The following is a 26,224-nucleotide window of genomic DNA, read 5'->3' on the forward strand; positions in this document are numbered from 1 at the left end:
TTCGTTGTATTCGGTATTAAGATCTAGGTAGGATTGCTTATTAAACTGATTAACATCGCCAGCAGAGGTAACATTAAGGGATAGGGTTAAAGCGCTAAAGGCTAAGAAGTGCTTGAGTTTGTTTAGTGTGCTAAAGTGTCCTTTCGAAATATGGGTAATTAGGTTGATGGTATTGTTGTAAGTTGTGGAGGTGTTTTTTATTGGTGTTTTCATTTTATTATTAAGTTTATAAAAAAATTATTTTCTTATTCTACAGTAAGAATTTTACATAAATTAAATTTTTTTGACAAACTTTACATTTAGGGACCTTTGCATAAATATGAATAATCATCAAAAATCCACTTTTTACCAACTTAGTAATTTTTTAAACCCAGCCTTGGCCTTGCTAGGGTAAAGTTTAAAAAAATACCAATTCGACAAAAATTGAATTCTGTTGATCATTCATATTTATGCAAAGGTCTCATAAGTGTATTTCCCTGCCTTAAATGTCCATCTTGCTTCTTTATCATCTGAATATTGAACTGGATCACTATCAATCTCATAAACCTCATTGTTTTTGTGTGTTGTGATGGTCTTTTTGGCGCACCGAGCGCTTTGGATCAGAGTGGCGTCTATAGCAACATGCTTGCCATTGGATAGTTTGAGTTGATTGTTCTCAAGCATGGTATTAATGCTACTCAAAAGCCTATCAAATAGATTTTGTTTGCTTAGTTTGGTTCTAAATCTGCCAATGGTTGTAGCATCAGGCTTGTTGCCAGCTAGACTAAAGTTACAAAAGTTAATAAAGACTAACTCTCTACTAAGGCTATCAGCCAACTTCTCATCAGAGAGATTATGCCATTGCCTATTATAGCAATGCTTTAAACAAGCTAACGGGCGAATAATCAACACTAATATGGGCTAGTTCTTTAGCTATTACCTTCCAATTGATGATTTTGTTAACAATGTCTAGTTGGGGGTGGTATGTTGATGAGACTATCGGCAAAGGTTTATTCTTGGGTGGTTATAACGCACATTATTATTTATATAAGTAGTTGATAACTATAGTATTTTACTATAAATTTCAGGATAAATACAAGATTTTTAGGGTTAATTTAGGATTTTTTTTTGGTTTAATACAGAGGTCTTAATTTGACAAAAATTGAATTCTGCTAATCATCTATATTTATGCAAAAGGTCTCATTTAATATATCAAAATATAAGCAATAAAAAGCCCCGTTTACACAGGGCTTTTTATTAGGAGTTGTTTTTGTCTGTTTAAAAACCAACCAACAAAGCAACGCCAATATTATTCATATAATCGCTATCCGCTTTCAGCCGTTCAAACTCAACACGATATTTCATTGTCTCGTTAATCTTGCCATCCACACCAACAGCATAAAGCACATCGGTGCCATCATCTTTTACTGATTTTCCACCAACTTTATTTTTTGAATTCCAAGAGTGTATACCTAATTTAACAAAAGGTGAAAAATCACCCTGCGGGTTGAAGTAATACAACCCAGCAACACCAAGACTGTTCCCAGAAAAATTGAGTGTAAATGGCACTTCGTTTACTGCAACACTACCACTGTTTTTTTTAGCAAAATCAACATATTGCAACTCAACAGCCATATTATCATTTAAACGTTTGCCAATTAATGCCTTGTAATTATTTTTTTTGTATTTCATTTTGTATTTTATAGTGGCATTACCACTACTAATACTATCCGTGTTGCTTAATTTTGATTGATACATTCCAATACCAAAATACATACTATTAGTGTCACTGTTTGCATACACCGACGAAACCAATAAACTCAATGTTAATGCAATTACTTTTGTTAAATTTTTCATTCTTTATCTTTATAATAATTAAAATAATACCTGCAAGTCATTGTTGCAAGTACAGTAATTATACCTAAAAAAATGCTATTATCCAACACACAAACTATTGCCAAAACCTTAAACACAGATTGCACTACTAATATTGAATTTAGTGGAATTTGTACCGACACCCGAAAACGCATGGATGGGGCTTTGTTTATTGCCTTAGTGGGGGACAACTTTGATGCACATGACTATATCGATCAAGCTCAAAAAATGGGAGCAGTGGCTGTTGTAGTCAGCAAAAAAGTGGATTCAAATCTTCCTGTGTTAATGGTTAAAAATACGGAAATAGCACTAAGTGCAATTGCCAGTTGGCATCTGCAAAATGTTAAACCTGCTGTGATTGCCATTACTGGTAGCAATGGTAAAACCACTACCAAGAATATGTTGAAAAATATTCTGCAATTAAAAGCACCAACCTTAGCGACCAAAGGCAATCTTAACAATCACCTTGGTGTGCCAATGACCTTGCTTGAATTGGAGGAAAAACACCAATATGCAGTGATTGAAATGGGGGCGAATCATTTGGGCGAAATTGCCCATCTTTGCACCATCGCACCGCCTGATGTTGCAGTCGTTACCAATACCTTGGATGCACATATTGGCGAATTTGGTGGGTTTGATAATTTGGTCAAAGCCAAAAGTGAGATTTATGCACCCAACACTAAAAATATTGTCAATACTGCCACTGGCTTTAGTGGCGATGTGAGTTTTGGCGATGGCGGTGATATTTTTGCCAGTAATATTAGTCATAGTAGTTTTGATTTAAATATTTTTGATAAAAAAGTTACCATCATTTTGCAACTGCTTGGCAGGCATAATATTAACAACGCCTTGGCGGCTAGTGCTTGTGCTTATGCACTGGGGATTGATATTAGCCTAATCAAACAAGGCTTAGAAAATACTGCGGCTGAAAAAGGCAGATTGACTGTTATTCAACAGGGAGATTTAACCCTTATTGACGATACTTACAATGCTAGCCCACAATCAATGAAAGCCGCAATTGCTACTTTACAAACCTTTCAAGGGGAAAAAATTGCCGTGTTTGGCGATATGGGTGAACTGGGTAATAACGCCAAAGCCTTCCATCAAGAAATCGGGCAATTGGCAAAAAATACACTTGATAAAGTTTACTCCTACGGAGAATTAGCAAAGCATTATGGTAGCATTCACTTTGATGATTTGGAGTGCTTAGCGTCACATCTTTTAACCCATCACCCCAGTGCCACTATACTCATTAAAGGCTCAAGAATCGCCCAGCTAGATAAGTTGATTAAAATTTTACAAAAATAAACCACTTTTCACTTGACCTTTTGCCCAAACCTAGCGATAATTATACGCTTGATGGGCCCGTAGCTCAACTGGATAGAGTACTCGGCTACGAACCGAGCGGTTACAAGTTCGACTCTTGTCGGGCCCACCATCAATTTTCCATCGAGTTTATTCTACCCAAAACAGCTTCTGTATAGAATATACCTATGATGACAATCCCCAATTTAATCACACTTTCTAGAATTTTCTTAATTCCAGTTTTTGTCGTCCTCTATTATTTTCAGCCAAACTACACGGACGCCCCCGTCTTTACTTGGATTAATTTCTGTTTAACAGGGGCTTACGCCTTTATCAGTATCACCGATTATTTGGATGGCTATCTTGCCAGAAAGCTCAATATGACCTCTCAACTGGGTGCTTTTTTAGATCCAGTTGCTGACAAACTCATCGTCTCTACTGCGCTCATTATGCTGGTGGATTTCTACCCTTCACAATCACATTGGTACATTACAATTGCAGCGTTGATTATCATTTCTCGTGAAATTCTAGTCTCTGCATTGAGAGAATGGATGAGCATAATTGGCCAAAGGTCAAATGTTAATGTCTCTTTCATCGGAAAAATTAAAACATTTGTGCAAATTTTTGCTGTTTTATTCTTACTCTATCAGCAACCGTTCTTTGGACTACCAAGTTTTAAAATCGGCGTTACTCTACTGATAGCAGCCACATTTTTAACTCTTTGGTCTGGATTTATTTATTTAAAAGAAGGTATCAAGACTTTTGATAATTAATATTGAATCAGTCTTGACTATTTTGAAAAAAACACTATAATTTCACTTTCTATTGCGGGAATAGCTCAGCTGGTAGAGCATCACGTTGCCAACGTGAATGTCGCGAGTTCGAATCTCGTTTCCCGCTCCAGATTTTAAAAAGGCCTGTTTATCAGGTCTTTTTCTTATACAACCCTTTGCGTGTTTCTTTGGCCGGATAGCAAAGCGGTTATGCAGGGGCCTGCAAAGCCTTACAGACCAGTTCGACTCTGGTTCCGGCCTCCATATATAAAAAATCCCGATTTCTAATCGGGCTTTTTTTTGTTTATTCAACCCTCGTCTAAGTTTAGACATCAACTTTTTGGAACAGAGTTTTAACCCTGATCTGCTCAATTTCATCATCTCTTTTTTGGACTAATTTTAGCGCCTGAGCATCTGTCATAATGGAACGGTATAAGAATTCTCAAGGCTTTTCCCTATTTTTCTGCAAGAATTGCCTTATTATGAACACTCAGACTTAATGACTCACTTGCAATTTGATTTAAACCTATAATTAACTTTTTTTGATTAAATTCTATATTTTCCGATATACATCATTTTAAAGCCTTAAGACGTAAACGCAGTGCGTTTAACTTAATAAAACCTGCAGCATCTTTTTGATTATAAGCACCCTCATCATCTTCAAAAGTGGCAATTTTCTCACTAAACAGTGAATTGTCAGATTGACGGCCCACCACAATCACATTACCCTTATAAAACTTCAAGCGCACTGTGCCATTCACAACTGCTTGAGTTTGGTCGATGGCAGCTTGTAACATTTCACGCTCTGGTGCAAACCAAAAGCCGTTGTAAACCATATTGGCGTATTTGGGCATGAGTTCGTCTTTAAGGTGAGCTGCTTCTCTGTCTAGCGTTAGGCTTTCCATCGCACGATGGGCTTTCAGCATCACCGTACCAGCAGGTGTCTCGTAACAACCACGAGATTTCATACCAACAAAACGATTTTCAACAATATCATCACGACCAATACCATGCGCACCTGCACGCTTGTTTAAATCCTCCATCACGCTGGCTGGGCTCATTGGTTGTCCATTAATGGCTGTAATATCACCTTTTTCGTAGGTGAGTTCTACATATTCTGCTTTATCAGGTGCATTTTCAGGCGACACTGTCCAACGCCACATATCCTCTTCAGGCTCTGCCCAAGGGTCTTCTAAAATATCGCCTTCGTAAGAGATATGCAGTAAGTTGGCATCCATTGAATAGGGGGATTTTTTATCTTGCTTTTGATAGTCAATTTCAATACCGTGTTTCTCGGCATAATCCATCAACGACTCACGCGAGGATAAATCCCATTCACGCCACGGGGCAATCACTTGAATATTGGCATCTAAAGCGTAGGCATTGAGTTCAAAGCGCACTTGGTCGTTACCCTTGCCAGTTGCACCGTGACTAATAGCATCGGCATTCACTTGATTGGCGATTTCCACCAAACGCTTAGATATCAGTGGACGAGCAATAGAAGTGCCGAGCAGGTATTCGCCTTCATAAATAGCATTCGCACGGAACATAGGAAAGACAAAATCTCGTGCAAATTCTTCACGCAAATCTTCAATATAAATCTCATTAACGCCAGATGCTTTGGCTTTGGCACGAGCTGGCTCTACTTCTTCGCCTTGCCCAATATCGGCAGTGAAAGTAACCACTTCGCACTGGTAAGTGTCTTGTAGCCATTTAACGATAATGCTGGTGTCCAATCCGCCTGAATAGGCGAGCACCACTTTGTTTATTTTTGTTTTATTCATTTGCTTTTTTTATACTCGAATGTTTTTGTTAATAAAATTTGATTATGCCGATTTAGCACTTCAACCGTCCATTGCCCTGTCCATCTGCGCCATAAGTTTTTACTTGACCACACACGCCAGCGGTTACCCCTAATATCAAAACTAATTTCAGCCTTGACTTTGCCTTTATACGACCAACGATGGGTAATTTTATCGCCAGACAAATGACGAATATTGGTAAAAAAGTAAATTTTACCTAAAGTGCTATCGGCTTCTGTGATTATCTCAACTGGCGTTCTGTCTTTGACGGATTTGGCGAATACAGCTTGGGAAATATCTTCATGTGGCCATGCGGAAAACGCATTGCCACTCAAAAACAAACAGCCTAATATCAAAGCCTTAAAAAAATTGTAATAATTATCCATAATGGTGTAATTTTTGTCTAAAAATTTCTGCTATTCTACCCAATTAACGATATGTTTATAGACTTCTTCTGGCGCTATCTCATCATCTCTAAAAGTGCGTCCACGCACAGAAATACCTGCCAAATGCACTGAATTCACATCCCCACTAATCAGCGGATGCCAATCAAACAATGGCTTGCCTTCAGACAATAGGCGATAAGCACAAGTCGCTGGCAGCCAATTAAATTTTGTGCCCCAATCAGGATAAATCGTCAAACAATCTGGCACCAAGGCTTGACGCGTTTCATAGTGCGGACACTGGCAAGTTTCTTCGTCAAGATAGCGGCAAGCAACATCGGTAAAATAAATTTCATTGGTGTCTTCGTCCTCAATTTTATGCAAACAACAACGCCCACACCCATCACATAATGATTCCCATTGTGTTCGTGTCATCTCCGACAAAGAAAGTGTTTGCCAAAAATCTACCTCTGCCATATGTGCCATAAAATCTATCAACGATAAGAGGTGAAATACAGCAAAATCTGCTCACCGCCTTTATCACCTTGCTTAGCAGAAGCACTCGCCCAAAGATACGCAAGGCGATAACTTTGGCTTACGCCGATACCCTTAAAATACATCATTGCCAAAGAATTTTGAGATTGTGTCACACCCTGTTTAGCCGCCATTTGCATCAATACAAAAGCCTTTCTATCATTTTTCGGCACCAATGCGCCAATGCTAAATAAAATACTCAAATTGTGTTGTGCAGTAGGGTTGCCCTTTTTGGCACTGAGCATCAACGACTTAATATTCTCATCTAAAACCTTAATATTATTTAACAATGAGCGCTCAATTTTTTTCGTAGTAGAAGTCATAGTCGTCGTTGGTTTCTTTGAGACTTCAACCGCCTTAGGTGTTTCAACAATAAGTGGTTTTTCTAAGGTTTTGACTACCTTTGGCGCTTTAATAATAAGCGGTTTTTCTGAAATTTTGACTGCTTTAGATGGTTTAGGTGGTCTAGCAATAAATGATTTTTTTAAGGCTTTGATGGCTTGACGAGCAACTTGCCTAGTCTTTTCATCCGTTACTATATTTGCCTCAACCTGTCTTAAAAATGATTTTTCCGATGTATGATTTTGTTCAGAAGCCTTTTTATACCAGTACTTTGCCTGTTTCAAATTATACGGAATCTGCACACTATGATGATAAATACGCGCCACTAAAAACTGCGCTTCAGCATCATTTTTCTCAGCTGCCATTAATGCCCACTTAAGCGCTTCAACATCATCTTTTTTAGTCAAACGCCCTCTATAATAAATGTCAGCTAAACGAGATTGTGCTTGGATAACACCTTGTGTGGCTGATTTTTGATACATCAATAACGCTTGCACAAACTTCTCTTGCCGCTCAAAAAAATCAGCCAAATAATATTGTGCCTCAGCATCTGATTGTATAGCGGCAGACTCATACCAATGCTGCGCCTTAATTAAATCCTGCTCTATACCTAGTCCATAATCATACAATTTGGCTAATGCTAATTGCGCAGGTGCAAGCCCATGCTTTGCGGCTTTTTCATACCAATATCGTGCCTGTGCATAATCAACTTCAGCGCCTTCTCCATAATGATACATTTTGGCTAAATTATATTGCGCATCTGTAAAATCTTGCTGTGCTGCCTGGTCGTACCAAAACACCGCTTGTTTAAAATCTTGTGCAGTACCAATACCATAATAATAACATTCAGCCAAGGTAAACTGCGCTGAAGCATATCCCGACTCGGCGACCTGAGAATACCAATAAAACGCCAATTTTTTATCTTGTCTGGTATTAAGTCCATAGCGATACATATTTGCCAAACTAAGTTGCGCCCTTGTGTCTCCTCGTTTGGCGTCTTTTTTCAGTTGGATTAAAATTTTCCCAGCAGACAACTGCTCAGAATGAGGTTGAGCTAATTTTTGTTCTCCCGAAAGGCTACTATATGGCGCTTGCCCTCCCAGAGGACTGCTGTGTGGCGCTTGCCCTCCCAGAGGACTGCTGTGTGGCGCTTGCCCTCCCAGAGGACTGCTGTGTGGCGCTTGCCCTCCCAGAGGACTGCTGTGTGGCGCTTGCCCTCCCAGAGGACTGCTGTGTGGCGCTTGCTCAACTACACCCTGTGCGCTGTTGGATTGTAGAAACTGCAATGCCTGTGCATTTACACTTAATAATAATAGTAAAATAAAACGAATCATAGGCTCATTTTAAAGCGTTTTTAGGCACTTTTGACAATAATCTCTCTATCCCAATAGCAACACCTGCACATGGCGGCAAGGAATTTTGTAATGCGTTTAAAAAACCCTCATCTAATTTGGGTGAGTATTTCCCCAATTGATGGCGTTTTTTAATATCGTTAGCAAACACTTGTCGGTAATCCGCCTGATACTGCAATTCATCGTAGCCATTTGCCACTTCAACCCCCTCTAAATACAGCTCAAAACGGTGTGCCACTTGACCTTCTACTTTAGCAAGTGCAGATTGACTATTTGGATAATCATAAATAAAACATATCGATAAATCTATTAATTTTGGCTCAATTAAATGAGTAAATAACAAAATCTGTAAATCTTCAATCCACTCAAAATCAGTGCATAATCCGTGTGTTTTGGCAATCTTTTTCAATGCGTCAAAATTGGTATTAAGAATATCAATATTCGCAAATTCATTAAACACTTGCGCATAAGACAGCCGATGAACTGAGCCGCACAAACCCAAACACTGTAACAGTTTAACCATATCATCCATTAATTGATAGCGGTCAAACCCTAGGCGATAATATTCTAACATCGTGAATTCGTTAAAATTATGCTCACCCTGTTCGTTATCACGAAACACTTGGCAAATCTGATAAATATCCCCACTGCCATTCGCCAGCAGTTTTTTCATCTCCAGTTCGGGGGAAGTGTGCAGATATTGTGTCTTTGGCTCAATCTTTTGATTGACTTGCATAGCAATGCTATCAATGTAAACATCCGTGGCTGGATAACCTAAAAGTTGAGGCGTACATACCTCAACAACCTTTCTTTGGGAAAAAAATTGTCGTATATTTGCTAAAAAATCACTACGCTGTTTAAGTGCGTCCCGCATACTCGTTCGTGCGTGTGTCCACTTTCACCTTCTCACCAATGCTGATAAATAACGGCACTTGCACCACCACACCTGTATTCATGGTTGCTGGTTTGCCACCTGTGCCAGCCGTATCGCCTTTCAACCCAGGGTCAGTATCCACTACTTCAAGCATCACATGATTCGGTGGCGTGACAGAAATCGGATTATTATTCCAAAGCGTAACCACGCACATATCCTGCTCCACCAAATACCCTTTAGCCTCGTCCATGCCCGTCTCATCAACTGCATATTGCTCGAAAGACTCTGGGTCCATAAAATTATAAGTATCACCATCGTTATACAAATACTGCATATCCAGCTCCATCACATCTGCCCCCTCCACAGACTCACCAGATTTAAAAGTCTTTTCCAAGGTTTTACCCGTAATTAAATCCTTAAGCCTAACCTTGTTAGAAGCCTGTCCCTTCCCAGGTTTGCGAATTTCATTGCTTATAATCGAACAAGGATTGCCATCCAATATTAGTTTTAAGCCGTTTTTGAACTGACTGGTAGAGTAATTTGCCATTTTTTAAAGGTTACAAAAATAAAACATCTAATTTTACGCAAATCCTATCAATTTTTGTTTGTAAAATAACACTATGAGACCTTTGCATAAATAGGGATGATTAGAAAAATCCAATTTTTGCCAGATTGGTGATTTTATTAAACCTTGTCCTAGCAGGGCTAAGGCTGGGTTTAAAAAATCGCCAAGCGGGTGAAAAGTGGATTTTTGATGATTATTCATATTTATGCAAAGGTCTCACTATGTTAAAAGTAAAAGATACATCTAAAATTGACTATTCTCAAGAAGAGCCAATCAAGAAACATCTTGACTGTGTAGAAGAGACTTTTCAGATGGAATTATTAGACCAATTTAAAACCAAAAAACCCGATTACAAATACAAGCCTAATTTTACTTTTATTGATTTATTCGCAGGCATCGGTGGCTTTCATTTAGCCGCCTAAAATCTAGGTGGACAATGTGTTTTTGCCAGCGAATTTGACGACAATGCTCGCAAAACTTACGAAGCAAATTTTTTAAAACACAATACAGAACTGTTTCATTCAGGTAACTTTGCAGGTGATATTACTGAAGTTAATGAAAAAAATATACCTAATTTTGACTTTTTATTTGCAGGCTTTCCTTGTCAGCCTTTTTCTCAAGCTGGATTTAAAAAAGGCTTTAGCGAAACAAGGGGAACTTTGTTTTTCAATATTGTAAAAATCATTCAAGAAAAACAACCTAATGTCTTTTTTTTGGAAAATGTAAGAGGCTTGTTAAGACATGATGATAAAGCCTTTGCAACTATAAAAAAGTGATTACCAAAAAATTAGGCTATTCATTTTTTTATAAAATTATTAAAGCATCTGATTTTGGACTACCTCAGCACAGACCAAGATTATTTATGGTTGGCTTCAAAGATAAAAATATAAAATTTAAATTTCCAGAGGCTCAAGAATTAAAAATAACGATGTCCGATATTTGGAACGGATATTGTCCGAAAAAAATTGGCTATACACTTAGAGTAGGTGGCAGAGGGTCGAAAATTGACGATAGAAGAAATTGGGATTCCTATGTGGTTGATGGCAATATTAAAAAAATAAGTTCCAATGAAGGAAAAAAAATGCAGGGGCTGCCCAATCACTTTATTTTCCCAGTTTCTGAAACACAAGCCATGAAGCAATTAGGTAATTCTGTTGCTGTGCCAGCAATTCAAGCGGTAATAAAGCAAATACTTAAAAAATTAAAAACACAATAAGTGTAACCTTTACCTTAACAAAAGTGCAAACTACAATAGAGATGAGTTCTTAACTTATTTATATGAAGAGACCTTTGCATAAATATGAATAATCATCAAAAATCCACTTTTCACCCGCTTGGCGATTTTTTAAACCCAGCCTTAGCCCTGCTAGGACAAGGTTTAATAAAATCACCAATCTGGTAAAAATTGAATTTTGCTAATCATCCCTATTTATGCAAAGGTCTCCTATTAAATAAAAAAAACTAGCGAACTCCTTAAAAAATATGAACACTAAAAACACCTACAAAATTGGTCAAGATAATATCAATATGCTTGGATTGGATATACACAATCCTGTTTTTGTCGTCTCTAGCATATCAATTATTATTTTTATAGTCATTACTTTGTTGTTCCAGCAGCAAGTGGCAAGCTTCTTCGGCTGGCTAAGACCCGCAATAACCAATACATTTGATTGGCTGTTTTTGTCTGCTGCGAATATTTTTGTTATATTTTCCCTGTTTTTAGCGGTAAGTCCGCTAGGAAAAATACGCCTTGGCGGTGTGGATGCCAAACCCGATTATAGTTATGTTGGTTGGTTTTCCTTAATTTTTGCAGCAGGGATGGGGATAGGGCTGATGTTTTTTGGCGTATCAGAGCCTATCTCGCACTTTAATTCTTCTATGTGTTGACCGAAGGCGTACGCACAGACTGGGCACCACTAGGGGCGGCAGTAGGCGATACCAATGCTGCTAAAAATCTCGCAATGGCAGCCACCATATTTCATTGGGGCTTACACCCTTGGGCAATTTATGCTGTTGTTGCTTTGGCTTTGGCGTTTTTTACTTACAATAAAGGCTTACCACTAACACTTCGTTCTGCATTTTATCCTTTATTAGGCGACAAAGTATGGGGCTGGGCTGGACATATTATTGATGTGGTGGCAGTATTTGCTACACTATTTGGCTTGGCGACTTCATTAGGTTTTGGCACCACACAAGCGCTTGCTGGTCTTAACTCTTTATACGGATGGGGAAATGGCTCACTGGCAATATTTATTTTCATTACAGCGGTAACATCAATGGCAATTATTTCAGTGGTTAGAGGACTTGATAATGGTATAAAAATATTATCTGAAATCAACATAGGCTTGGCAGTATTGCTTGTGCTCTTTATCCTTGTAGCTGGTCCAACTGCCGATATCGTCTCCACTATATTCTCAGGTGGTGCGGCTTATATTCAAAACCTAATCCCATTATCTATGCCATTTGGGCGTGAAGATACTAACTTCTCTCAAGGCTGGACTGCATTTTATTGGGCTTGGTGGCTTTCATGGTCGCCATTTGTAGGTATGTTTATTGCCCGCATATCCAGAGGTAGAACAGTGCGTGAATTTATTGTGTCGGTTATTTTAATTCCAACCATATTCTCCATCATTTGGATGTCAGTCTTTGGTGGAACGGCGATTAGTCAGGTAATTGCAAATGCAGTCGCTCCTGTTGCCAGCGTCGCTCAAGAACTTAAATTATTTGCCATGGTGGAAAATTTCCCAATCGCTGGGCTGCTGTCTATGGTTGGCATCATGTTGGTGGTGGTATTCTTTGTCACCTCATCTGATTCAGGCTCACTTGTCATTGACACAATCACAGCAGGTGGCAAAGAGAATGTTCCCGTTCAGCAAAGAATATTCTGGTGTTCTTTTGAAGGGCTGGTCGCCATAACATTGCTTCTAGTGGGTGGAAACAGTGCCCTCACAGCATTACAAGCGATGACGGTATCCACTGGCCTGCCCTTTACAATAATACTGCTGGCGATGTGTTACAGTGTTTACAAAGGTCTTAATGAAGAAAGCAAAAAAAAATTTATAGCACACTCATTAGAGACCTTTAATTTAACCTGCCCCTATTATTCTCCAAATAATTTTTGTCAAATTGGTATTTTTTTTTAAACTCTGTCCTAGCAAGGCTAAGGCTGGGTTTAAAAAAATTACCAAGTTGAGACCCCTGCATTAACTTTCAAAACTTAAAATATGGGTTTTAAAAACTCACTAAACCAGTAAAAATATACTTTTTTGTGTTTATAAATATCAAATTTAGCGAGTTTATGGTTATTTTTTTCCACCAATTTTTAATTATTTTTCTAATGCAGGGGTCTTAAGTTGGCAAAAAGTGGATTTTTGATGATTATTCATATTTATGCAAAGGTCTCTATTTGTATTTAATTTACACTGATGTCTTTATTTTCCATTTAAAAAATCGCCATCAATAATTAATAACTGCACACCGTTTTTGGTAATTGAACGATGAGAGCTTAGATTATCAGAAACAATATACGACATACCTTCGCATAAGATAGATTTTTTTCCATCTTTTAATTCATTTGTTACTTCACCTTTTAAGCAATAAACGATATGCCCTTTTTCGCACCAGTGATCGGCTTTATAGTTTTTAGAATATTCCACACGCCTAATTCGCAAACCTCCAAATTGAATCGTTTGCCAGCAGGCTGTGCCAGTTTCTCCACTGTGTTCAGTTTGCGGGATGTTTTTCCAGTTTATTGCCTGAAATGGGATGTTCAAATTTTGCATTCTTGTGCCTAATTGTTTAATTTACATACAAAGGATTGGTATAAATTATATCTATACCCACTCATCAATTATTTTTATTAGGTGCGATATCGCCCTTAGGTGGCACATAATTTGGGTCATTTGGATTCATAAAAATAAATCCGTAGCCGCTTTCAGTGTCAATCTCATCAAAATCAACTACCATACCTTCTAGTAGCTCTTTTTGTGCATAGGCAAGCACATACTCAATGCCGTTTGATTGTAGGTGAATATCGCCATCTGTACGCTCATCAAAGCCCATTAAATATCGAAAACCTTCGTCTGTTTTATCCACGGCAAAGCGCATTAATAAACCTTGTGTGTCTGGGTTTTGGGTAGAAAGTTCAATTTCTTCAGCGGCGCATTTAGTAATTGTAATCATAATTTTTTTTAGTAATGTAAATGTAAAGGGTTCAACTTCTTACATGGTGAATAAAATTAACAAACTGCTTAACCCAGTGGTTGTTGCCCACATTACGCAAATGTGCGTAAGTGGCTAGCAGATTGTAGGCTAAAATTCCATCGTGCTTATTATCCACACCCACACCGCGTAAAACCTTGTAGACATAACGGGTTTTAGGGTTGATATTTTCAAGTTTTGAATAATGAAACTCGTGTGCGTAAATCTTGTTGGCAACCTTTTTCCAAGGGTGATCGTTACAGGGTTCTAATTGTACATAGCCTCTGCCAATTGGTTTAGGTGTCATCACGGTGTCCGCTTGAATAACGCCTGCCATTTTGTGCGACTTGCCTTGATAAGTAATTTTGCGACTAAGATACATTAATCCGCCACATTCTGCGTAAGTAGGCAGGCCTTGTTCTATTTTTAATTTAATGTCGTTTAATAAAGATGTATTGGTAGATAAGGCTTGTAATTGCATTTCAGGAAAACCACCACCAATAAACAAACCATCACATTTGGGTAACTTTGGTGTTTTTAATGTATCAAAATAGACAACTCTAACCCCTAAAGACTTGAAAGCATCTACATCATCTTGATAATAAAAACCAAAGGCCTGATCTTTTGCTACAGCAATCGTTAAGTTACTGGTGGATGTGATTGGCGCTGGTGTATTAGCTAAGGGCTTTTCATTATTAAAAGATAAAATTTTCTCTAAATCCACTTGGTTGGCAATTATCTTGGCAGTACTGTCAATAAAGATTTGCGATTGTGCAGACTCATTTGCTGGCACAAGTCCCAAATGTCGTTCATCAATGGCAAGGTCTTTAGAGCGACGAATCGCACCTAAAACAGGAATATCCGTGTAATGTTCGATGGCTTGGATAAGTTTTGATTCATGGCGCTCGCCAGCAACTTTATTAAGAATAACACCTGCAATATTGACCTCTGCATCAAACACTTGATAACCCTTTAATAACGGGGCAACACCTCGGGTAATGCCAGTGGCATCAATCACTAAAATAACGCTGCTATTTAGCAATTTCGCCATATCGGCGTTGGCATCGCCACCTGTAACGCTCATGCCGTCATACAAGCCTTTGTTACCTTCAATAATGGCAATATCGCTGCTACTAATATGTCGCCCGTATAGGCTGATTATTTCATCCTTGGACATAGTGTAAAAATCCAAATTGTAGCAAGGATTGCCACTGGCCTGAGTTAGCCATAAGGGGTCGATATAATCAGGGCCTTTTTTGAACGCAGCAACTTTAAGCGATTGTGCCTTAAATGCCGCACACAATCCTAGACTGACAACAGTCTTACCTGAAGATTTATGAGCGGCAGAAAGGTAGATAGATGAGGGCATACCTCATTATGGGTTAAATTTTATGATGTGGGTCTGCCACTTTGTCTGCTAGACTTTCAGGTAAGAATGGCAAAAACTTTACTAAAAGAGTAACAACAACTAATGCCAACGCCAGACCACCAACACCCAAGGCTATTTCAGGAAATGATGGTGTATATGCTACAATACCGCCATAACCTTCTAAAATATCTTTGCCTGGGAACATTTCTAATGGATAGGCTTGACCGCCAACAATTAATACATACATTTGAACAATGCCGCCAATAATAACCAATATCGATGCCAAACCTAAAACAGAACGATTGCCTTTCACTGCTGGGTGATAAATTAAGACAAGTGGCACAATTGAGCCTAATATTATTTGCCCATACCAAAATAAATTGGTGTAAATACTCCCATTAGCAAATAAAATCATTTCTACATTGTTGTTTTCAGCAAGATAAATATTACCAATATGAAACACAATCACAAAATACAAAACGGCTGCCACAAATACACCAAGTAAGTTTCTTAGGCGATTTAAAATTACATCACCCAATGGACGATCGCCCCATTTGTAACTTGCTATCAAAATTAAAATAAAGAAAGCCAAGCCAAAAGAAAACGACATAACGATAAATTTAGGCGCCATAATCATGGCATCGTAAGTATGACGAGCAACCAATAAACCAAAAATAGAACCTGTGCCAGTAGTTAATACCAAACGCCAAATAAACGCCGCTATGCCAATTTTCCGACTAAATTTATTCATTCTGCGTTCAAACATCATCCACAAATACACCGCAACAATGACAAAAAAACCATTATATAAAATAATATTCCAAGCAAAAATTGACTTAAAATTATACTCCGTCATTGCCACAATTAGACGATCAGGGCGACCTAAATCAAGCACCAAAACCATTAAGCCACCTGCTAATAATGCCAACGACACCAAACCTGATAAGCGTGATAAAGGCTTATAAAGTTTATTTTGAAATACCGATGCAATAGAGGCAACATTAAGCGCACCTGAGGCGGCGATAATCAAAAATAAAGCGAATACATGTGGTATTCCCCATACAATACGATTATTCATACCCGTCACATAATGACCGTGATGCTCCATAAAATACACACTGCCCAATGCAGTTAAAATAAGAACGCCTAGACCTGCAACAAGTGCATAAAAACCTAAACTTCTACCTTCTATTTGTTGATAACGAATGTTCATAATTACTCTTTAAGCCTTTTAAATTCCGCTATAGCGAACACCAGTATTCAGATTTAAATCTGTTCTGATTTGTGTAGATTGAATTTTCTTAAGTGTTTGATTAATCTTGCTATTGGCATCATACAAATCACCAAAAATAACGCCGTTGCTACTCACTGCCTCAGCACAAGCAGGCATTTCGCCTTTATCAACACGATGAACACACATTGTGCAAGATTCAACTGTGCCTTTGCCACGAGGCATATGTTCTTTTTGATTACTCAAATCTTCATGCACAAACGAGCGCGCATCGTAAGGGCAAGCCATCATACAATAGCGACAACCAATACATAAGTGCTTGTCCACCAACACAATGCCATCTTCACGCTTCATTGAGGCGTTAGTTGGGCAAACATCTACGCAAGGTGGGTGTTCGCAGTGTTGACACATCATTGGTAGCATATCAATCTTACCAGTAACCTTATCCTTTACTTTAATCTTCTTAATCCAGCTTGGTTTTTGATGACCAGTAGAATGTATTTCACTGCCCCAACCATTTTCTTCTTGACAAGCGTTAACCATATCATTAATATTCGACTCGGTCAGTTTGTTGGTGTCAACCAACATTCCCCAGCGTTTTTCGTTGGTTACTGGATTGTCATTAGCGGCAAATGTAGTGAGCGTAATGCCACTAGCAATCGTTGCTACACCCGCCGTAACAGCCGTTGTATTCTTAAGAAAATCACGGCGATTTAGTTCTTTATTCATAATCCCTCTTTTGGTGTGGTGCGATGACAAGAGAAACAATCTAAGCTTGTGCCTACTTTTTGATGGCAGGTTGAGCAGAATTGATCCGGTGCATTAATAGGCACATATTCATCATTCTTAGTAGAACTATGGCAATTAACACATTCTTTTAAGGAATCACGCTGAGTGCGAACGCCTTGACGTAATGTCTTATCGCGTTTATGCAATAAAAACTCAGGGTGCATTTTTCTAATCTCAGCAAGACTAGGATGAATATCCCTACTCTTACCCTCATCTTTTAACTCAGTGGCTCTATCGCCAAGGTTAACATGTTTATCAGCATGCGCAAACACACTGGTAAACGCTAGGGCTAAAAAAATAATCAACAAATGTCTCATAATCGCTCTCTTTGTGTAATTATTCACCAAGTCCCATTTGAATATAGCCTGTTGGACATACATCGGCACAGATATGACAACCAATACACTTATTATAGTCAGTGTCAACATAACGACCTAGCGTTGCTTGATCTTTCTTGACTTTAAATACTGCATCTTGTGGGCAATACATCACGCAGTTATCGCACTCAAAACACAAACCACAAGACATACAACGACCTGCTTCTTTTTGTGCTTCTTCTTCACTATAACCAATTAAACGCTCCTCAAAGTTGCCCAATACATTGTCAACATTGACCAATTTATGGTTGCGTGCATGACGTTCTTCGTTGTCAAAGTGCCCTAAGAATAATTCTGTATGTGGAATAATAGAGGCAAATGAGCGGTCTTCGTAGTTATGTACCGCATAATCCGCAGTATCTGTAGCTTCACCAAACGCACCGCCTTTTTCATAATCTGAAGGCGCTAAGTCCCATTCATTCAACTTGTCCATTAAATCAAAGTAATGCACATCAACCTTGCTACGCACTTTTTGGTTACTACCCTCAAGATAATCACCAATACTTTCAGCAACAATACCCGCTTGACCAATCGCAGTTGTTAATAAATGCGGACGAACCACATCACCACAAACAAAGAAACCGGGTTTATTCGGCACTTGGAAGTTTTTATCTGCATCAATAAAGCCACGTTCATTGAAAAAAGAATCATCCAGCCCCTCAGCGTCAACACTTTGGCCAATTGCCGAAACAATTAACTCACATTCAATATCAAATTCAGAACCTTCAATTGGCGTAGATCCGTCTGACTCTAGGCGCACCATGCGTAATGCAATTGCTCGCCCGTCTTCGTCTTTAACAACTTCTACGGGTTGTAATTGTCCTTGAATTTCAACGCCTTCACGATTGGCATCATCAATTTCTTCTTGTGCTGCTGGCATATTCTCAATAGTTGAGCGCGTTGTTAATAACACATCCGCACCTAAGCGCTTAGAAGTATCAACCACATCGTGTGCAGTATCATCAAAAATCACTCGTTCAGGGCGGTCTTTATCAGCCGCATTTTCAATATTACCCAAACGACGAGCAACAGAGACCACATCAATCGAAGTGTCACCACCGCCAATACATATTACTTTGCCCGTAATATGCTTAAGACGGCCTTGGTTATAAGCCTCAAGGAAGGCAACACCTGATACACAATTGTCTGCATCGCCACCTGGAATTGGCAACGCACGACCACTCATGGCGCCAATCGCAAACAACACTGCATCATAATCTTTTTCTAAATCTTGCATAGAAACATCAACACCAACTTTGGTGTTCATTTTAGTTTCCACACCTGTTTCTATAATGCGTTCAATTTCATATTGCAACACATCACGCGGCACACGATAATCAGGAATACCGTACATCATCATTCCACCAAGTTGCTCGTATTTCTCAAATACAGTAACGCTATGGCCTTGCTTGCGTAATTGCAATGCTGCCGTTAAACCACCACAACCGCCACCGATAATTGCCACTTTTTTACCTGTGTCTTTTGCATTAATTTCAAATTTATAGCCTTGTTCTTTTGCTGTGTCGCCAATAAATTGCTCCACCGCATTAATACCAACCGTGTCTTCAACTTCGTTACGGTTACAGCCATCTTCACATGGTGCTGGACAAACACGACCCATAATTGAGGGAAATGGATTTGCATCAGTCGAACGACGGAAGGCATATTCCTGCCATGACATATCACCAGAAGGCTTTTCCATACCACGAACAATATCTAACCAACCACGAATATTGTGACCAGAAGGGCAAGACCCTTGACATGGTGGCGTTTGACTGACATAAGTTGGACACTTATGAGAGGTATCATTTTGAAAAATCTTTTGATTCCATGGTACTGTGCCTAAATCATCACCCTCATCCTTAAACATTCTAAATGTGTGATTGTCGCCTTTATGAATTTGTCCGTACGGGTTCTTTTGCATGTCAAATCTCCTTATCTGTTAGTCTACTTTTTCTGTTTCTGCTTCTTTTGCCACTTCGGCTTGAGAATCATCTGTTTGTGGTTTGTCCATAATAATTGCTTCACTCACTAACTGATGAGCACTCACAATCATATAAGGGTCAAAATCAAATTTTGGTAAAACTTTGCTGAACTGTGATTTACAGATTGCACAAATAGCAACCAGCGTATCAACAGCATCAGACTTCTCTACTTCTTTTAGTGCTTGCATTCTCGGCATCGCACCTTTAATACGAATCTCCATTAAATCATCGGTTAATAGTCCGCCACCGCCGCCACAACAAAATGTAGATTCCATAATCGTGCCTCTCTCCATATCTACGAAATTATTACAAACTGCTTTAATCACCTCACGAGGAAGGATGAATTGACCGTTTGGAATGCCGCCCATATTGGTCGCACGGGCAACATTACAAGAATCGTGGAAAGTAACTGTTCTATCGTCATTAGCAGACTTATCAAAATCCAACTTACCGCGTTGAATTAAGTCATGTGTGTATTCAATAATATGTTGTGGTTGTGGATAACGAGAATCCAACTGGTTTTGTAATTTTTGAGCAAATTCGTCTGTTGCGCTAGCACCAGCACCTACCCCTGTTAAGGTATTCCAAAAACTATAAGCCACACGCCAAGCGTGACCACATTCGCCTACCATCACACGAGACACTTCAAGATCAAGTGCCGCCTTACGAATTCTCAGTGCTGCTTTACGCATAATGTCGTAAGAACCAATGAACATACCAAAGTTTGCCCCTTCAGCGGCGTAAGAGCTCATTGTCCAGCTCACGCCATCTTGATGGAAAACCTTGCCATAACCAATCAAACCGTCAATATGCGGTTCAGCAAAAAAATCTGCTGAAGGAGTAATGAGTAAAATCTCAGCACCTTTGACATCTAATGGGTATTTAACCGCAACGCCAGTTTCTTCTTCAATTTCTTCTTCAAGATCAAGCAAAGTATCTCGTAATGCTGGCTCAGGTAAACCTAAGTTATTGCCAATCGTAATTGCTTTGCCTAAGATTTGATTGCAGTATTTTTGACCTACGCCAACAGCATCTAACACTTCACGGGCTGCCATTGAAATCTCAGCAGTGTCAATACCGTATGGGCAAAACACGCTACAACGGCGACATTGTGAACACTGGTGAAAATAGTTATACCAATCATCTAGCATCTCATCGTCCAACTCTTTTGCCCCCACTAATTTAGGGAAGTATTTACCTGCAAAAGTAAAGTGGCGACGATAAACGCTTCTGAACAAATCTTGACGAGCCACTGGCATATTTTTAGGGTCTGATGAGCCTAAAAAATAATGGCATTTATCCGTACAAGCGCCGCATTTCACGCAAGCATCTAGAAATACTTGAACTGAGCGATACTTAGATTTAAGTTCGCCCATTTTGTTGATAGCGACCTCTTGCCAATTATCAACTTTCTCACCCGGAAAGCCGAGTGGAGTTTGAAACTCCTTAGAAGATTTAAATGGACCTTTGCCCTCCATAGCCCCTTCATTAATTTCAGGAATCTCTAGATAAGTGGGTAATTTTGGAATGTCAAATTCTTTTGCCATGTTATTTTCCCTCACTGTCTTGACCAAGGGTTTGGTCTAATTTAATTGCGTGTTCTTGCTCTTGTTTAAGTGCCCATGGTGAAATGTGTCGTTTTTTACGCGCATCATCTACTTGGTTGCGAGTGGGGCTGAAAAACACACCAGGCACATGAAGTAATTTTGAAATTGGGAAAATTGCCATCAGCACAAATACCATAAAGATATGCACCAAGAAATGCACCTCTGTTGGTAAATCTGCCCAATTAAAAACAATCAAACCAGAGGCAAATTCTTTTACCATAATCACATCAGTGTGGTTGCTGGTGAATGTCATTACTACGCCACTCACGCCAATTACCAACAACAAAAGCAACATTAAATAATCACTAGGTGCTGAAATGTAACGGATACGCTCAACAAAAAATCGACGACCAAGCAAACCAAACAACCCAATAACCATCGCAAAAGCTGCGTATTTAAAAGGCTGAATCAATAAAAAGATTTCAGGCAGATCGCCTGGCCAAAAATAACGAGCGTGGCGAATTAAAACCAATAACAAACCAACATGGAATAACCAGCCAAACAGCCAAGTCCACTTGTTAGACTTGAACAAACTTTCAAACAACACAACTTCGCGTGCTAGTCGCATAACCACACCTGTTTGTGTTAATGGAGTTGGTGCGGTTGGAATTTTAAGAGGTACAGGTGTCATCCAATACTGATAGATTTTTCTCGTCATTCCAATCAGAAATATCGCCAGTGATATATAAAATAAAGCCGTAAAAAAAATACTTACTACAGACATATTGCTCTCAAAAAATTTAAAATTTGGGAAAACACCCGAATAAACGGGTGCTTTCAATTAATATTTGATCAAGAAGCTTTGGGCTTCTCAAATCCAATATTTAGATACAGCCAGTTGGTTTAGGCAGACCAGCAAAACGACAACCTTGCTTACCAGGACCATACGGGAATAAAGAATACAAGTACTTAGAGTTACCTTTTTCTTTACCAAATTGCTTGCCAATTGCTTTGGTTAATACACGAACCGCTGGTGCAATTTGATATTCTTCAAAATAATCACGCAAGAAATTAATTACATCCCAATGCTCTTCAGATAAATCAATATCATCACCTTTTGCCATTTCTACAGCAATTTCCTTCGTCCAATCTTTAAGATCTACCAAGAAACCTTCTTCATCTACTTCTGCGCCTAAAATATCAGCCATTTTTTACTCCTATTATTTAAATTAAAAAAATATTATTCCAAAAAAATTAATAACGGGTGTTATTAAAGATTTTTGCAACAACTTAAACCCATGAAACCGCAGTTCCATTCTCAATTACTAAATCAACAAAACCTGCATAATCAACCAATTTAATATTATCGGCAAGTTTTGATGAAATTCCTCGTGCTTCAACATCACCTTGCAACGCATAAACTCTGCCTTGGGTGGCAAGCTCAGCAAGCATGAATGATTTTGAATTCTTTGCAGCGGAAATCACACCATCTTCAATCAATAAAATGACACTGCTGTCATCAATTGTATTTAAGCAAGACTGCAAAGAATTGCGTTCGAAAGATGATTTATTTACTGTATGTAGCATAATGAATACTCCTTAAAAACTTAAACATACATCTTGTTCAGACATAATTTTAGTTAATTCAGCATTAGGAACCACCTTAATGCTTGGTTTTTCTGCCCAGTCGTCATCTTCATCTTCCCATACTAAAGGCATAAGGTCATCTACACTCAGTCCTCTTTCTTCTAAAGATTCTGCTGACACGAAAAACTGGTTAATGTCATAATCGCCAAGCGCATGAAAAGTCTTAGAAAAGTTTTTCATACCAATACCATCAGTTTTTTGACCCTCAACGAGTTGATATACACCATCATCCATAAACGCTAAAGATACATCTTGATCAAAAGCAGCGGCAATTAAAACCACTTCCAATGACTCTAATGCATACACAGTGCCGTAAGGTGCCCTACGGTTTAAATACATAAATTTCTTTATCGCCATCTTAGTCTCCAAATACCACTAAACGATCAGATTGGATGCCAGCTTCAATCAACTGACCCAAACCTGAAATGCGGAATGCTGGGTGAATATTATTACCATCAATACCATTCTTACCTGCTTCGCCTTCATCCAACATACCACGACGAAGCGCAGCAGCCACACAAACCACTAACTCAGGTTCGCCATCAGCATTCTTAATGTCTAAGGATGCCCAGTTGTTAACAATATTTCTGTCATCTTGTGGTGGAACAGTAAAACGCGAAGCATTATCAACGCCATCGTGATAAAAGAACACGCGAAAAATCTCGTGTCCTTTAGCAATTGCCGCTTTAGCAAACTGATACGCTGTATCAGAAGCTTGATGCTGGTAAGGACCTTCGTTAATTTGAATAGAAATTTTCATTTTTAACTATCCCTTAGAGACGAATATAAGCAGATGAATTCAACTGATGGCGTGTACCTTTCCAGTCAGAAACATGAAATTTAGTAAACGGTAGACCTGTCTTTTCAAAGAATGCTGGCCAGCCAATACGCTCAACCCACTCGCCAACTCTTTCCCAATCACGGGCATCGGTTTTATACACGGCTAAAATCTTCTTAACCACGGCACCAACTTCTGGCCATCTTGGCGGATTGTTTGGTAGACCTGCTGCAACTAACTTTTGGAACGAAGGCTTGCTTCGTGCATTTGAGTGTTTGCCACCAACCCAGATAGCAATTTTAGAATGCTCAGGATCGTTAATTTGCATTGGCGGACAAGGTGGGAAGCAAGCGCCACAACAGATACATTTCTTCTCATCCACTTCCAAAGTAGGCTTGCCATTGACCATTGCAGGACGAATCGCAGCCACTGGACAACGCGCAACAACCGTTGGGCGTTCACAAACATTTGCCACTAAATCATGATTAATCTTAGGTGGCTTGGTGTGTTGAATATTGATCGCAATATCGCCGTGACCACCACAGTTAATTTGACAACATGAAGTCGTCATATGCACACGGTTTGGCATTTCTGCTTTTTTGTATTCTTCATACAATTCGTCCATCAATGCTTTTACTACACCTGAAGCGTCAGTGCCTGGAATATCGCAGTGCAGCCAACCTTGAGTGTGTGAAATCATTGATACCGTTGGACCGGTGCCACCTACTGGAAAACCAGCAGATTCTAGTGCTTCAATCAAAGGATTTACCTTGGCTTCAGTGTCCACCATAAATTCAACATTTGAGCGAATGGTAAAACGAATGTAACCATCACCAAACTCATCGGCAATGTCTGCTAATTTTTTAATGGTGTAAACATCCATTTGTCTTTGTGTGCCACAACGAACGGTCCAAACTTCTTCATTGTGCTTTGAAGTGTGGCGCAAAACACCTGGACGCGGACGGTCGTGATAAGCCCATGCGCCATAGTTGCGACGCATAGTTGGGTGCATATATTGAACAGGATCAGGGCAACCTGATTCGATAGGCATTCTTACTGGCTCAGCCATAATTATTTCTCCTAAATATTTTATATAATAAAGATTATGCGTTGATATTACGCGTTTGCTTCGGCTTTGTTTTCAAACCATTTAACTGCTTCTTCGTCCCACTTGTCCATACGAACATAAGACATATAACGAGGCGAGTCAACCATGTTTGGATTAACTTCTAAGCCAATACCTTCCATAAAATTAACAATACCAATACGCTCAATCATTTCACCAGTACGCTCATGCTCTAATGCATTTTCAGCAAAAAAGTCAATCACTTCACCTGCCAATTCTTCGATTGTTTCGTAATCTTCTTCAGTTTCAAGTTTCATAAATGGAACAACAACTGTGCCGAACAAATCGCCGATTTTCAATGTGCGCTTACCGCCCATACAGATGGTTACACCTTTGTCATCGCCTGTTGCTAAAATTGCGCCTTCTGCTGCATCTTTAATGTATTTGTGCGTGAGTGGCGAAGTCGCATTTAAACAATGCATACACTTAACACAGTTTTTATTGTCAATCGTTAATGAAGTGTCTTTATTAACTTTCATACATTGTGTAGGACAACGAGAAGTAATATTGTCAACCACATAATCCATACCTTTGTCAGCAACCATTGCTTTCCATGCATCTTGGTTGATTTTAATATCATCTCTCCAAGTACCGATGGTTGCAAAGTCTGAACGCTCAATAGAGTTCATACAGTCATTTGCACAACCTGAAACTTTAAATTTCATTTTGTATGGCAATGCAGGACGATGCATATCATCAAGGAATGCATTAACTAAAGTTCTTAATGCCGCTTGCTCATTGGTGTTTGACATTTCACAACGCGCCGCACCCACACATGACATACCTGTACGCACTGCAGGACCTGCACCACCCATATCAAAGCCATAATCATTAAGTTCATTGAAAATAGTTTGCGTAGTCTCTTCAGTCGCCCCTTGAAACATAATATCACCTGATTGACCGTGGAATGCAATCAAACCAGAACCGCCATTATCAACAAATATATCACACATGTCTCTCAATAACTTAGAGGTATAGTGCATACCTGCTGGTGGCTGAATTCTTAAAGTATGGAACTCGCCTGCTTCTTTAAATTTAAACTCGCCATTTTCATCCTTAAGTTCGTTAAAACGAGGGATTACACCGCCGCCATAACCAACAACACCAACAGTGCCACCTTTCCAGTAGCCTTTCTTAGTCACATAAGATGTTTCTAGTGTTGCTAAGACATCACGAACCATGCCTGCACCTGCGTGATCGTCTTGCGCTAAACGCTTAAGACCTGTTACAAACGAAGGCCATGGACCATTTTCCAACTCATCAAGGTTGGGTGTGTTATATAACTCTTTTGCCATTTTATTTCTCCAATAGTTTTAATAAATTCCCTAATCTCAAAGAAAAGGAAATTGGAACAGAGGAAATTATACGCAAATGCAAGAAAATACCCTGCT

General features: G+C 39.1%; 29 protein-coding genes, 3 tRNA genes and 2 pseudogenes. 9 read left to right on the plus strand and 25 right to left on the minus strand.

Annotated features, from left to right (window positions below; translation table 11 throughout):
- The 3 genes from CRYPD_RS01385 to CRYPD_RS01395 all read right to left on the minus strand — a co-directional run.
- Positions 1-213 (minus strand): hypothetical protein (locus CRYPD_RS01385; protein WP_138145781.1); only part of this gene is annotated, 213 nt, incomplete at its 3' end.
- Positions 214-447: 234 nt separating this feature from the next.
- Positions 448-891 (minus strand): transposase, encoded by a 444-nt coding sequence (locus CRYPD_RS01390; RefSeq protein ID WP_171004269.1) that lies wholly within the window; start codon positions 889-891, stop codon positions 448-450.
- A gap of 366 nt (positions 892-1,257) precedes the next feature.
- The gene (locus CRYPD_RS01395; protein ID WP_138145783.1) at positions 1,258-1,836 is read right to left on the minus strand and encodes an outer membrane beta-barrel protein; all 579 of its coding nucleotides are present in this window, start codon (positions 1,834-1,836) and stop codon (positions 1,258-1,260) included.
- Positions 1,837-1,908: 72 nt separating this feature from the next.
- On the opposite strand from CRYPD_RS01395, the gene CRYPD_RS01400 reads away from it, so the two are divergent.
- From CRYPD_RS01400 to CRYPD_RS01420, 5 genes are all read left to right on the plus strand, one after another.
- Positions 1,909-3,162 carry a UDP-N-acetylmuramoyl-tripeptide--D-alanyl-D-alanine ligase gene (locus tag CRYPD_RS01400; protein ID WP_138145784.1) on the plus strand — a complete coding sequence of 418 codons (1,254 nt, stop codon included), beginning with the start codon at positions 1,909-1,911 and terminating at the stop codon, positions 3,160-3,162.
- Between the two features lie 53 nt (positions 3,163-3,215).
- Positions 3,216-3,292 (plus strand) — tRNA-Arg (locus tag CRYPD_RS01405).
- A gap of 55 nt (positions 3,293-3,347) precedes the next feature.
- Entirely contained in the window at positions 3,348-3,932 is a 585-nt protein-coding gene (gene pgsA / locus CRYPD_RS01410) for a CDP-diacylglycerol--glycerol-3-phosphate 3-phosphatidyltransferase (RefSeq protein ID WP_138145785.1), read from the plus strand.
- A gap of 54 nt (positions 3,933-3,986) precedes the next feature.
- Positions 3,987-4,062 (plus strand) — tRNA-Gly (locus tag CRYPD_RS01415).
- Positions 4,063-4,122: 60 nt separating this feature from the next.
- Positions 4,123-4,196 (plus strand) — tRNA-Cys (locus CRYPD_RS01420).
- Positions 4,197-4,504: 308 nt separating this feature from the next.
- On the opposite strand, the gene CRYPD_RS01425 is transcribed toward CRYPD_RS01420, so the two are convergent.
- The 7 genes from CRYPD_RS01425 to CRYPD_RS01455 are packed head-to-tail and all read right to left on the minus strand — an operon-like array spanning position 4,505 to position 9,985.
- Positions 4,505-5,716 carry an argininosuccinate synthase gene (locus tag CRYPD_RS01425; RefSeq protein ID WP_171004270.1) on the minus strand — a complete coding sequence of 404 codons (1,212 nt, stop codon included), beginning with the start codon at positions 5,714-5,716 and terminating at the stop codon, positions 4,505-4,507.
- Positions 5,713-6,120, minus strand: coding sequence for a DUF2914 domain-containing protein (locus CRYPD_RS01430; RefSeq protein WP_138145786.1), 408 nt, complete (start codon positions 6,118-6,120; stop codon positions 5,713-5,715). Before CRYPD_RS01430 ends, CRYPD_RS01425 begins: the two co-directional genes overlap by 4 nt.
- A 30-nt stretch (positions 6,121-6,150) precedes the next feature.
- Positions 6,151-6,594 carry a YcgN family cysteine cluster protein gene (locus CRYPD_RS01435; RefSeq protein ID WP_138145822.1) on the minus strand — a complete coding sequence of 148 codons (444 nt, stop codon included), beginning with the start codon at positions 6,592-6,594 and terminating at the stop codon, positions 6,151-6,153.
- Between the two features lie 17 nt (positions 6,595-6,611).
- Positions 6,612-8,327: an SEL1-like repeat protein gene (locus CRYPD_RS01440; RefSeq protein WP_138145787.1), complete on the minus strand. Its 1,716-nt coding sequence runs from the start codon at positions 8,325-8,327 to the stop codon at positions 6,612-6,614.
- Positions 8,328-8,331: 4 nt separating this feature from the next.
- Complete coding sequence (gene epmA / locus CRYPD_RS01445; RefSeq protein ID WP_138145788.1) at positions 8,332-9,219, minus strand: EF-P lysine aminoacylase EpmA; 888 nt, start codon at positions 9,217-9,219, stop codon at positions 8,332-8,334.
- Positions 9,203-9,766, minus strand: a complete 564-nt coding sequence (gene efp / locus CRYPD_RS01450) for an elongation factor P (RefSeq protein ID WP_138145789.1) — start codon at positions 9,764-9,766, stop codon at positions 9,203-9,205. The genes epmA and efp overlap by 17 nt, the downstream gene beginning before the upstream one ends.
- A gap of 33 nt (positions 9,767-9,799) precedes the next feature.
- Positions 9,800-9,985, minus strand: coding sequence for a hypothetical protein (locus CRYPD_RS01455; RefSeq protein ID WP_138145790.1), 186 nt, complete (start codon positions 9,983-9,985; stop codon positions 9,800-9,802).
- 20 nt (positions 9,986-10,005) lie between these two features.
- Here CRYPD_RS01455 and CRYPD_RS08270 point away from each other — a divergent pair, with 20 nt between their 5' ends.
- The 4 genes and pseudogenes from CRYPD_RS08270 to CRYPD_RS01465 all read left to right on the plus strand — a co-directional run bounded on the left by CRYPD_RS08270 (position 10,006) and on the right by CRYPD_RS01465 (position 12,927).
- Positions 10,006-10,206 carry a hypothetical protein gene (locus CRYPD_RS08270; RefSeq protein ID WP_244610228.1) on the plus strand — a complete coding sequence of 67 codons (201 nt, stop codon included), beginning with the start codon at positions 10,006-10,008 and terminating at the stop codon, positions 10,204-10,206.
- A gap of 66 nt (positions 10,207-10,272) precedes the next feature.
- Positions 10,273-10,560: pseudogene (gene dcm / locus CRYPD_RS08275) on the plus strand (DNA (cytosine-5-)-methyltransferase); the annotation flags it as partial.
- Complete coding sequence (locus tag CRYPD_RS08340) at positions 10,557-11,000, plus strand: DNA cytosine methyltransferase (protein ID WP_171004271.1); 444 nt, start codon at positions 10,557-10,559, stop codon at positions 10,998-11,000. The pseudogene dcm and the gene CRYPD_RS08340, both read left to right, overlap by 4 nt.
- Before the next feature lie 266 nt (positions 11,001-11,266).
- A pseudogene (locus CRYPD_RS01465) lies at positions 11,267-12,927 on the plus strand (BCCT family transporter).
- 288 nt (positions 12,928-13,215) lie between these two features.
- Here CRYPD_RS01465 and CRYPD_RS01470 read toward each other — a convergent pair.
- The 15 genes from CRYPD_RS01470 to dsrA all read right to left on the minus strand — a co-directional run bounded on the left by CRYPD_RS01470 (position 13,216) and on the right by dsrA (position 26,128).
- On the minus strand, positions 13,216-13,566 hold the full coding sequence (locus CRYPD_RS01470; protein ID WP_138145791.1) for a DHCW motif cupin fold protein: 351 nt from the start codon (positions 13,564-13,566) through the stop codon (positions 13,216-13,218).
- Positions 13,567-13,630: 64 nt separating this feature from the next.
- Positions 13,631-13,966: a HesB/IscA family protein gene (locus CRYPD_RS01475; protein WP_138145792.1), complete on the minus strand. Its 336-nt coding sequence runs from the start codon at positions 13,964-13,966 to the stop codon at positions 13,631-13,633.
- 31 nt (positions 13,967-13,997) lie between these two features.
- Positions 13,998-15,353, minus strand: coding sequence for a cobyrinic acid a,c-diamide synthase CobB (locus CRYPD_RS01480; RefSeq protein WP_138145793.1), 1,356 nt, complete (start codon positions 15,351-15,353; stop codon positions 13,998-14,000).
- Positions 15,354-15,366: 13 nt separating this feature from the next.
- The gene (gene nrfD / locus CRYPD_RS01485) at positions 15,367-16,566 is read right to left on the minus strand and encodes an NrfD/PsrC family molybdoenzyme membrane anchor subunit (protein ID WP_138145794.1); all 1,200 of its coding nucleotides are present in this window, start codon (positions 16,564-16,566) and stop codon (positions 15,367-15,369) included.
- 18 nt (positions 16,567-16,584) lie between these two features.
- Complete coding sequence (dsrO, locus tag CRYPD_RS01490; protein WP_138145795.1) at positions 16,585-17,313, minus strand: sulfate reduction electron transfer complex DsrMKJOP subunit DsrO; 729 nt, start codon at positions 17,311-17,313, stop codon at positions 16,585-16,587.
- Positions 17,310-17,690 carry a sulfur reduction protein DsrJ gene (locus CRYPD_RS01495; RefSeq protein ID WP_138145796.1) on the minus strand — a complete coding sequence of 127 codons (381 nt, stop codon included), beginning with the start codon at positions 17,688-17,690 and terminating at the stop codon, positions 17,310-17,312. The genes dsrO and CRYPD_RS01495 overlap by 4 nt, the downstream gene beginning before the upstream one ends.
- A gap of 19 nt (positions 17,691-17,709) precedes the next feature.
- The gene (locus tag CRYPD_RS01500) at positions 17,710-19,674 is read right to left on the minus strand and encodes an NAD(P)-binding protein (protein ID WP_138145797.1); all 1,965 of its coding nucleotides are present in this window, start codon (positions 19,672-19,674) and stop codon (positions 17,710-17,712) included.
- A gap of 18 nt (positions 19,675-19,692) precedes the next feature.
- Positions 19,693-21,282, minus strand: a complete 1,590-nt coding sequence (dsrK, locus tag CRYPD_RS01505; protein WP_138145798.1) for a sulfate reduction electron transfer complex DsrMKJOP subunit DsrK — start codon at positions 21,280-21,282, stop codon at positions 19,693-19,695.
- Position 21,283: 1 nt separating this feature from the next.
- Entirely contained in the window at positions 21,284-22,066 is a 783-nt protein-coding gene (locus CRYPD_RS01510) for a respiratory nitrate reductase subunit gamma (RefSeq protein ID WP_138145799.1), read from the minus strand.
- Positions 22,067-22,166: 100 nt separating this feature from the next.
- The gene (locus CRYPD_RS01515) at positions 22,167-22,490 is read right to left on the minus strand and encodes a TusE/DsrC/DsvC family sulfur relay protein (RefSeq protein WP_090714860.1); all 324 of its coding nucleotides are present in this window, start codon (positions 22,488-22,490) and stop codon (positions 22,167-22,169) included.
- An 82-nt stretch (positions 22,491-22,572) separates the two neighbouring features.
- Entirely contained in the window at positions 22,573-22,869 is a 297-nt protein-coding gene (tusB, locus tag CRYPD_RS01520; RefSeq protein WP_138145800.1) for a sulfurtransferase complex subunit TusB, read from the minus strand.
- Positions 22,870-22,881: 12 nt separating this feature from the next.
- Positions 22,882-23,286 carry a sulfurtransferase complex subunit TusC gene (tusC, locus tag CRYPD_RS01525; protein ID WP_138145801.1) on the minus strand — a complete coding sequence of 135 codons (405 nt, stop codon included), beginning with the start codon at positions 23,284-23,286 and terminating at the stop codon, positions 22,882-22,884.
- Position 23,287: 1 nt separating this feature from the next.
- The gene (gene tusD, locus CRYPD_RS01530; RefSeq protein WP_138145802.1) at positions 23,288-23,689 is read right to left on the minus strand and encodes a sulfurtransferase complex subunit TusD; all 402 of its coding nucleotides are present in this window, start codon (positions 23,687-23,689) and stop codon (positions 23,288-23,290) included.
- Positions 23,690-23,702: 13 nt separating this feature from the next.
- Positions 23,703-24,776, minus strand: a complete 1,074-nt coding sequence (gene dsrB, locus CRYPD_RS01535) for a dissimilatory-type sulfite reductase subunit beta (protein ID WP_138145803.1) — start codon at positions 24,774-24,776, stop codon at positions 23,703-23,705.
- 47 nt (positions 24,777-24,823) lie between these two features.
- Entirely contained in the window at positions 24,824-26,128 is a 1,305-nt protein-coding gene (dsrA, locus tag CRYPD_RS01540) for a dissimilatory-type sulfite reductase subunit alpha (protein WP_138145804.1), read from the minus strand.
- Between the last annotated feature and the right edge of the window lie 96 nt (positions 26,129-26,224).

This window comes from Bathymodiolus heckerae thiotrophic gill symbiont, assembly GCF_900180345.1.
Lineage (GTDB): Bacteria > Pseudomonadota > Gammaproteobacteria > PS1 > Pseudothioglobaceae > Thiodubiliella.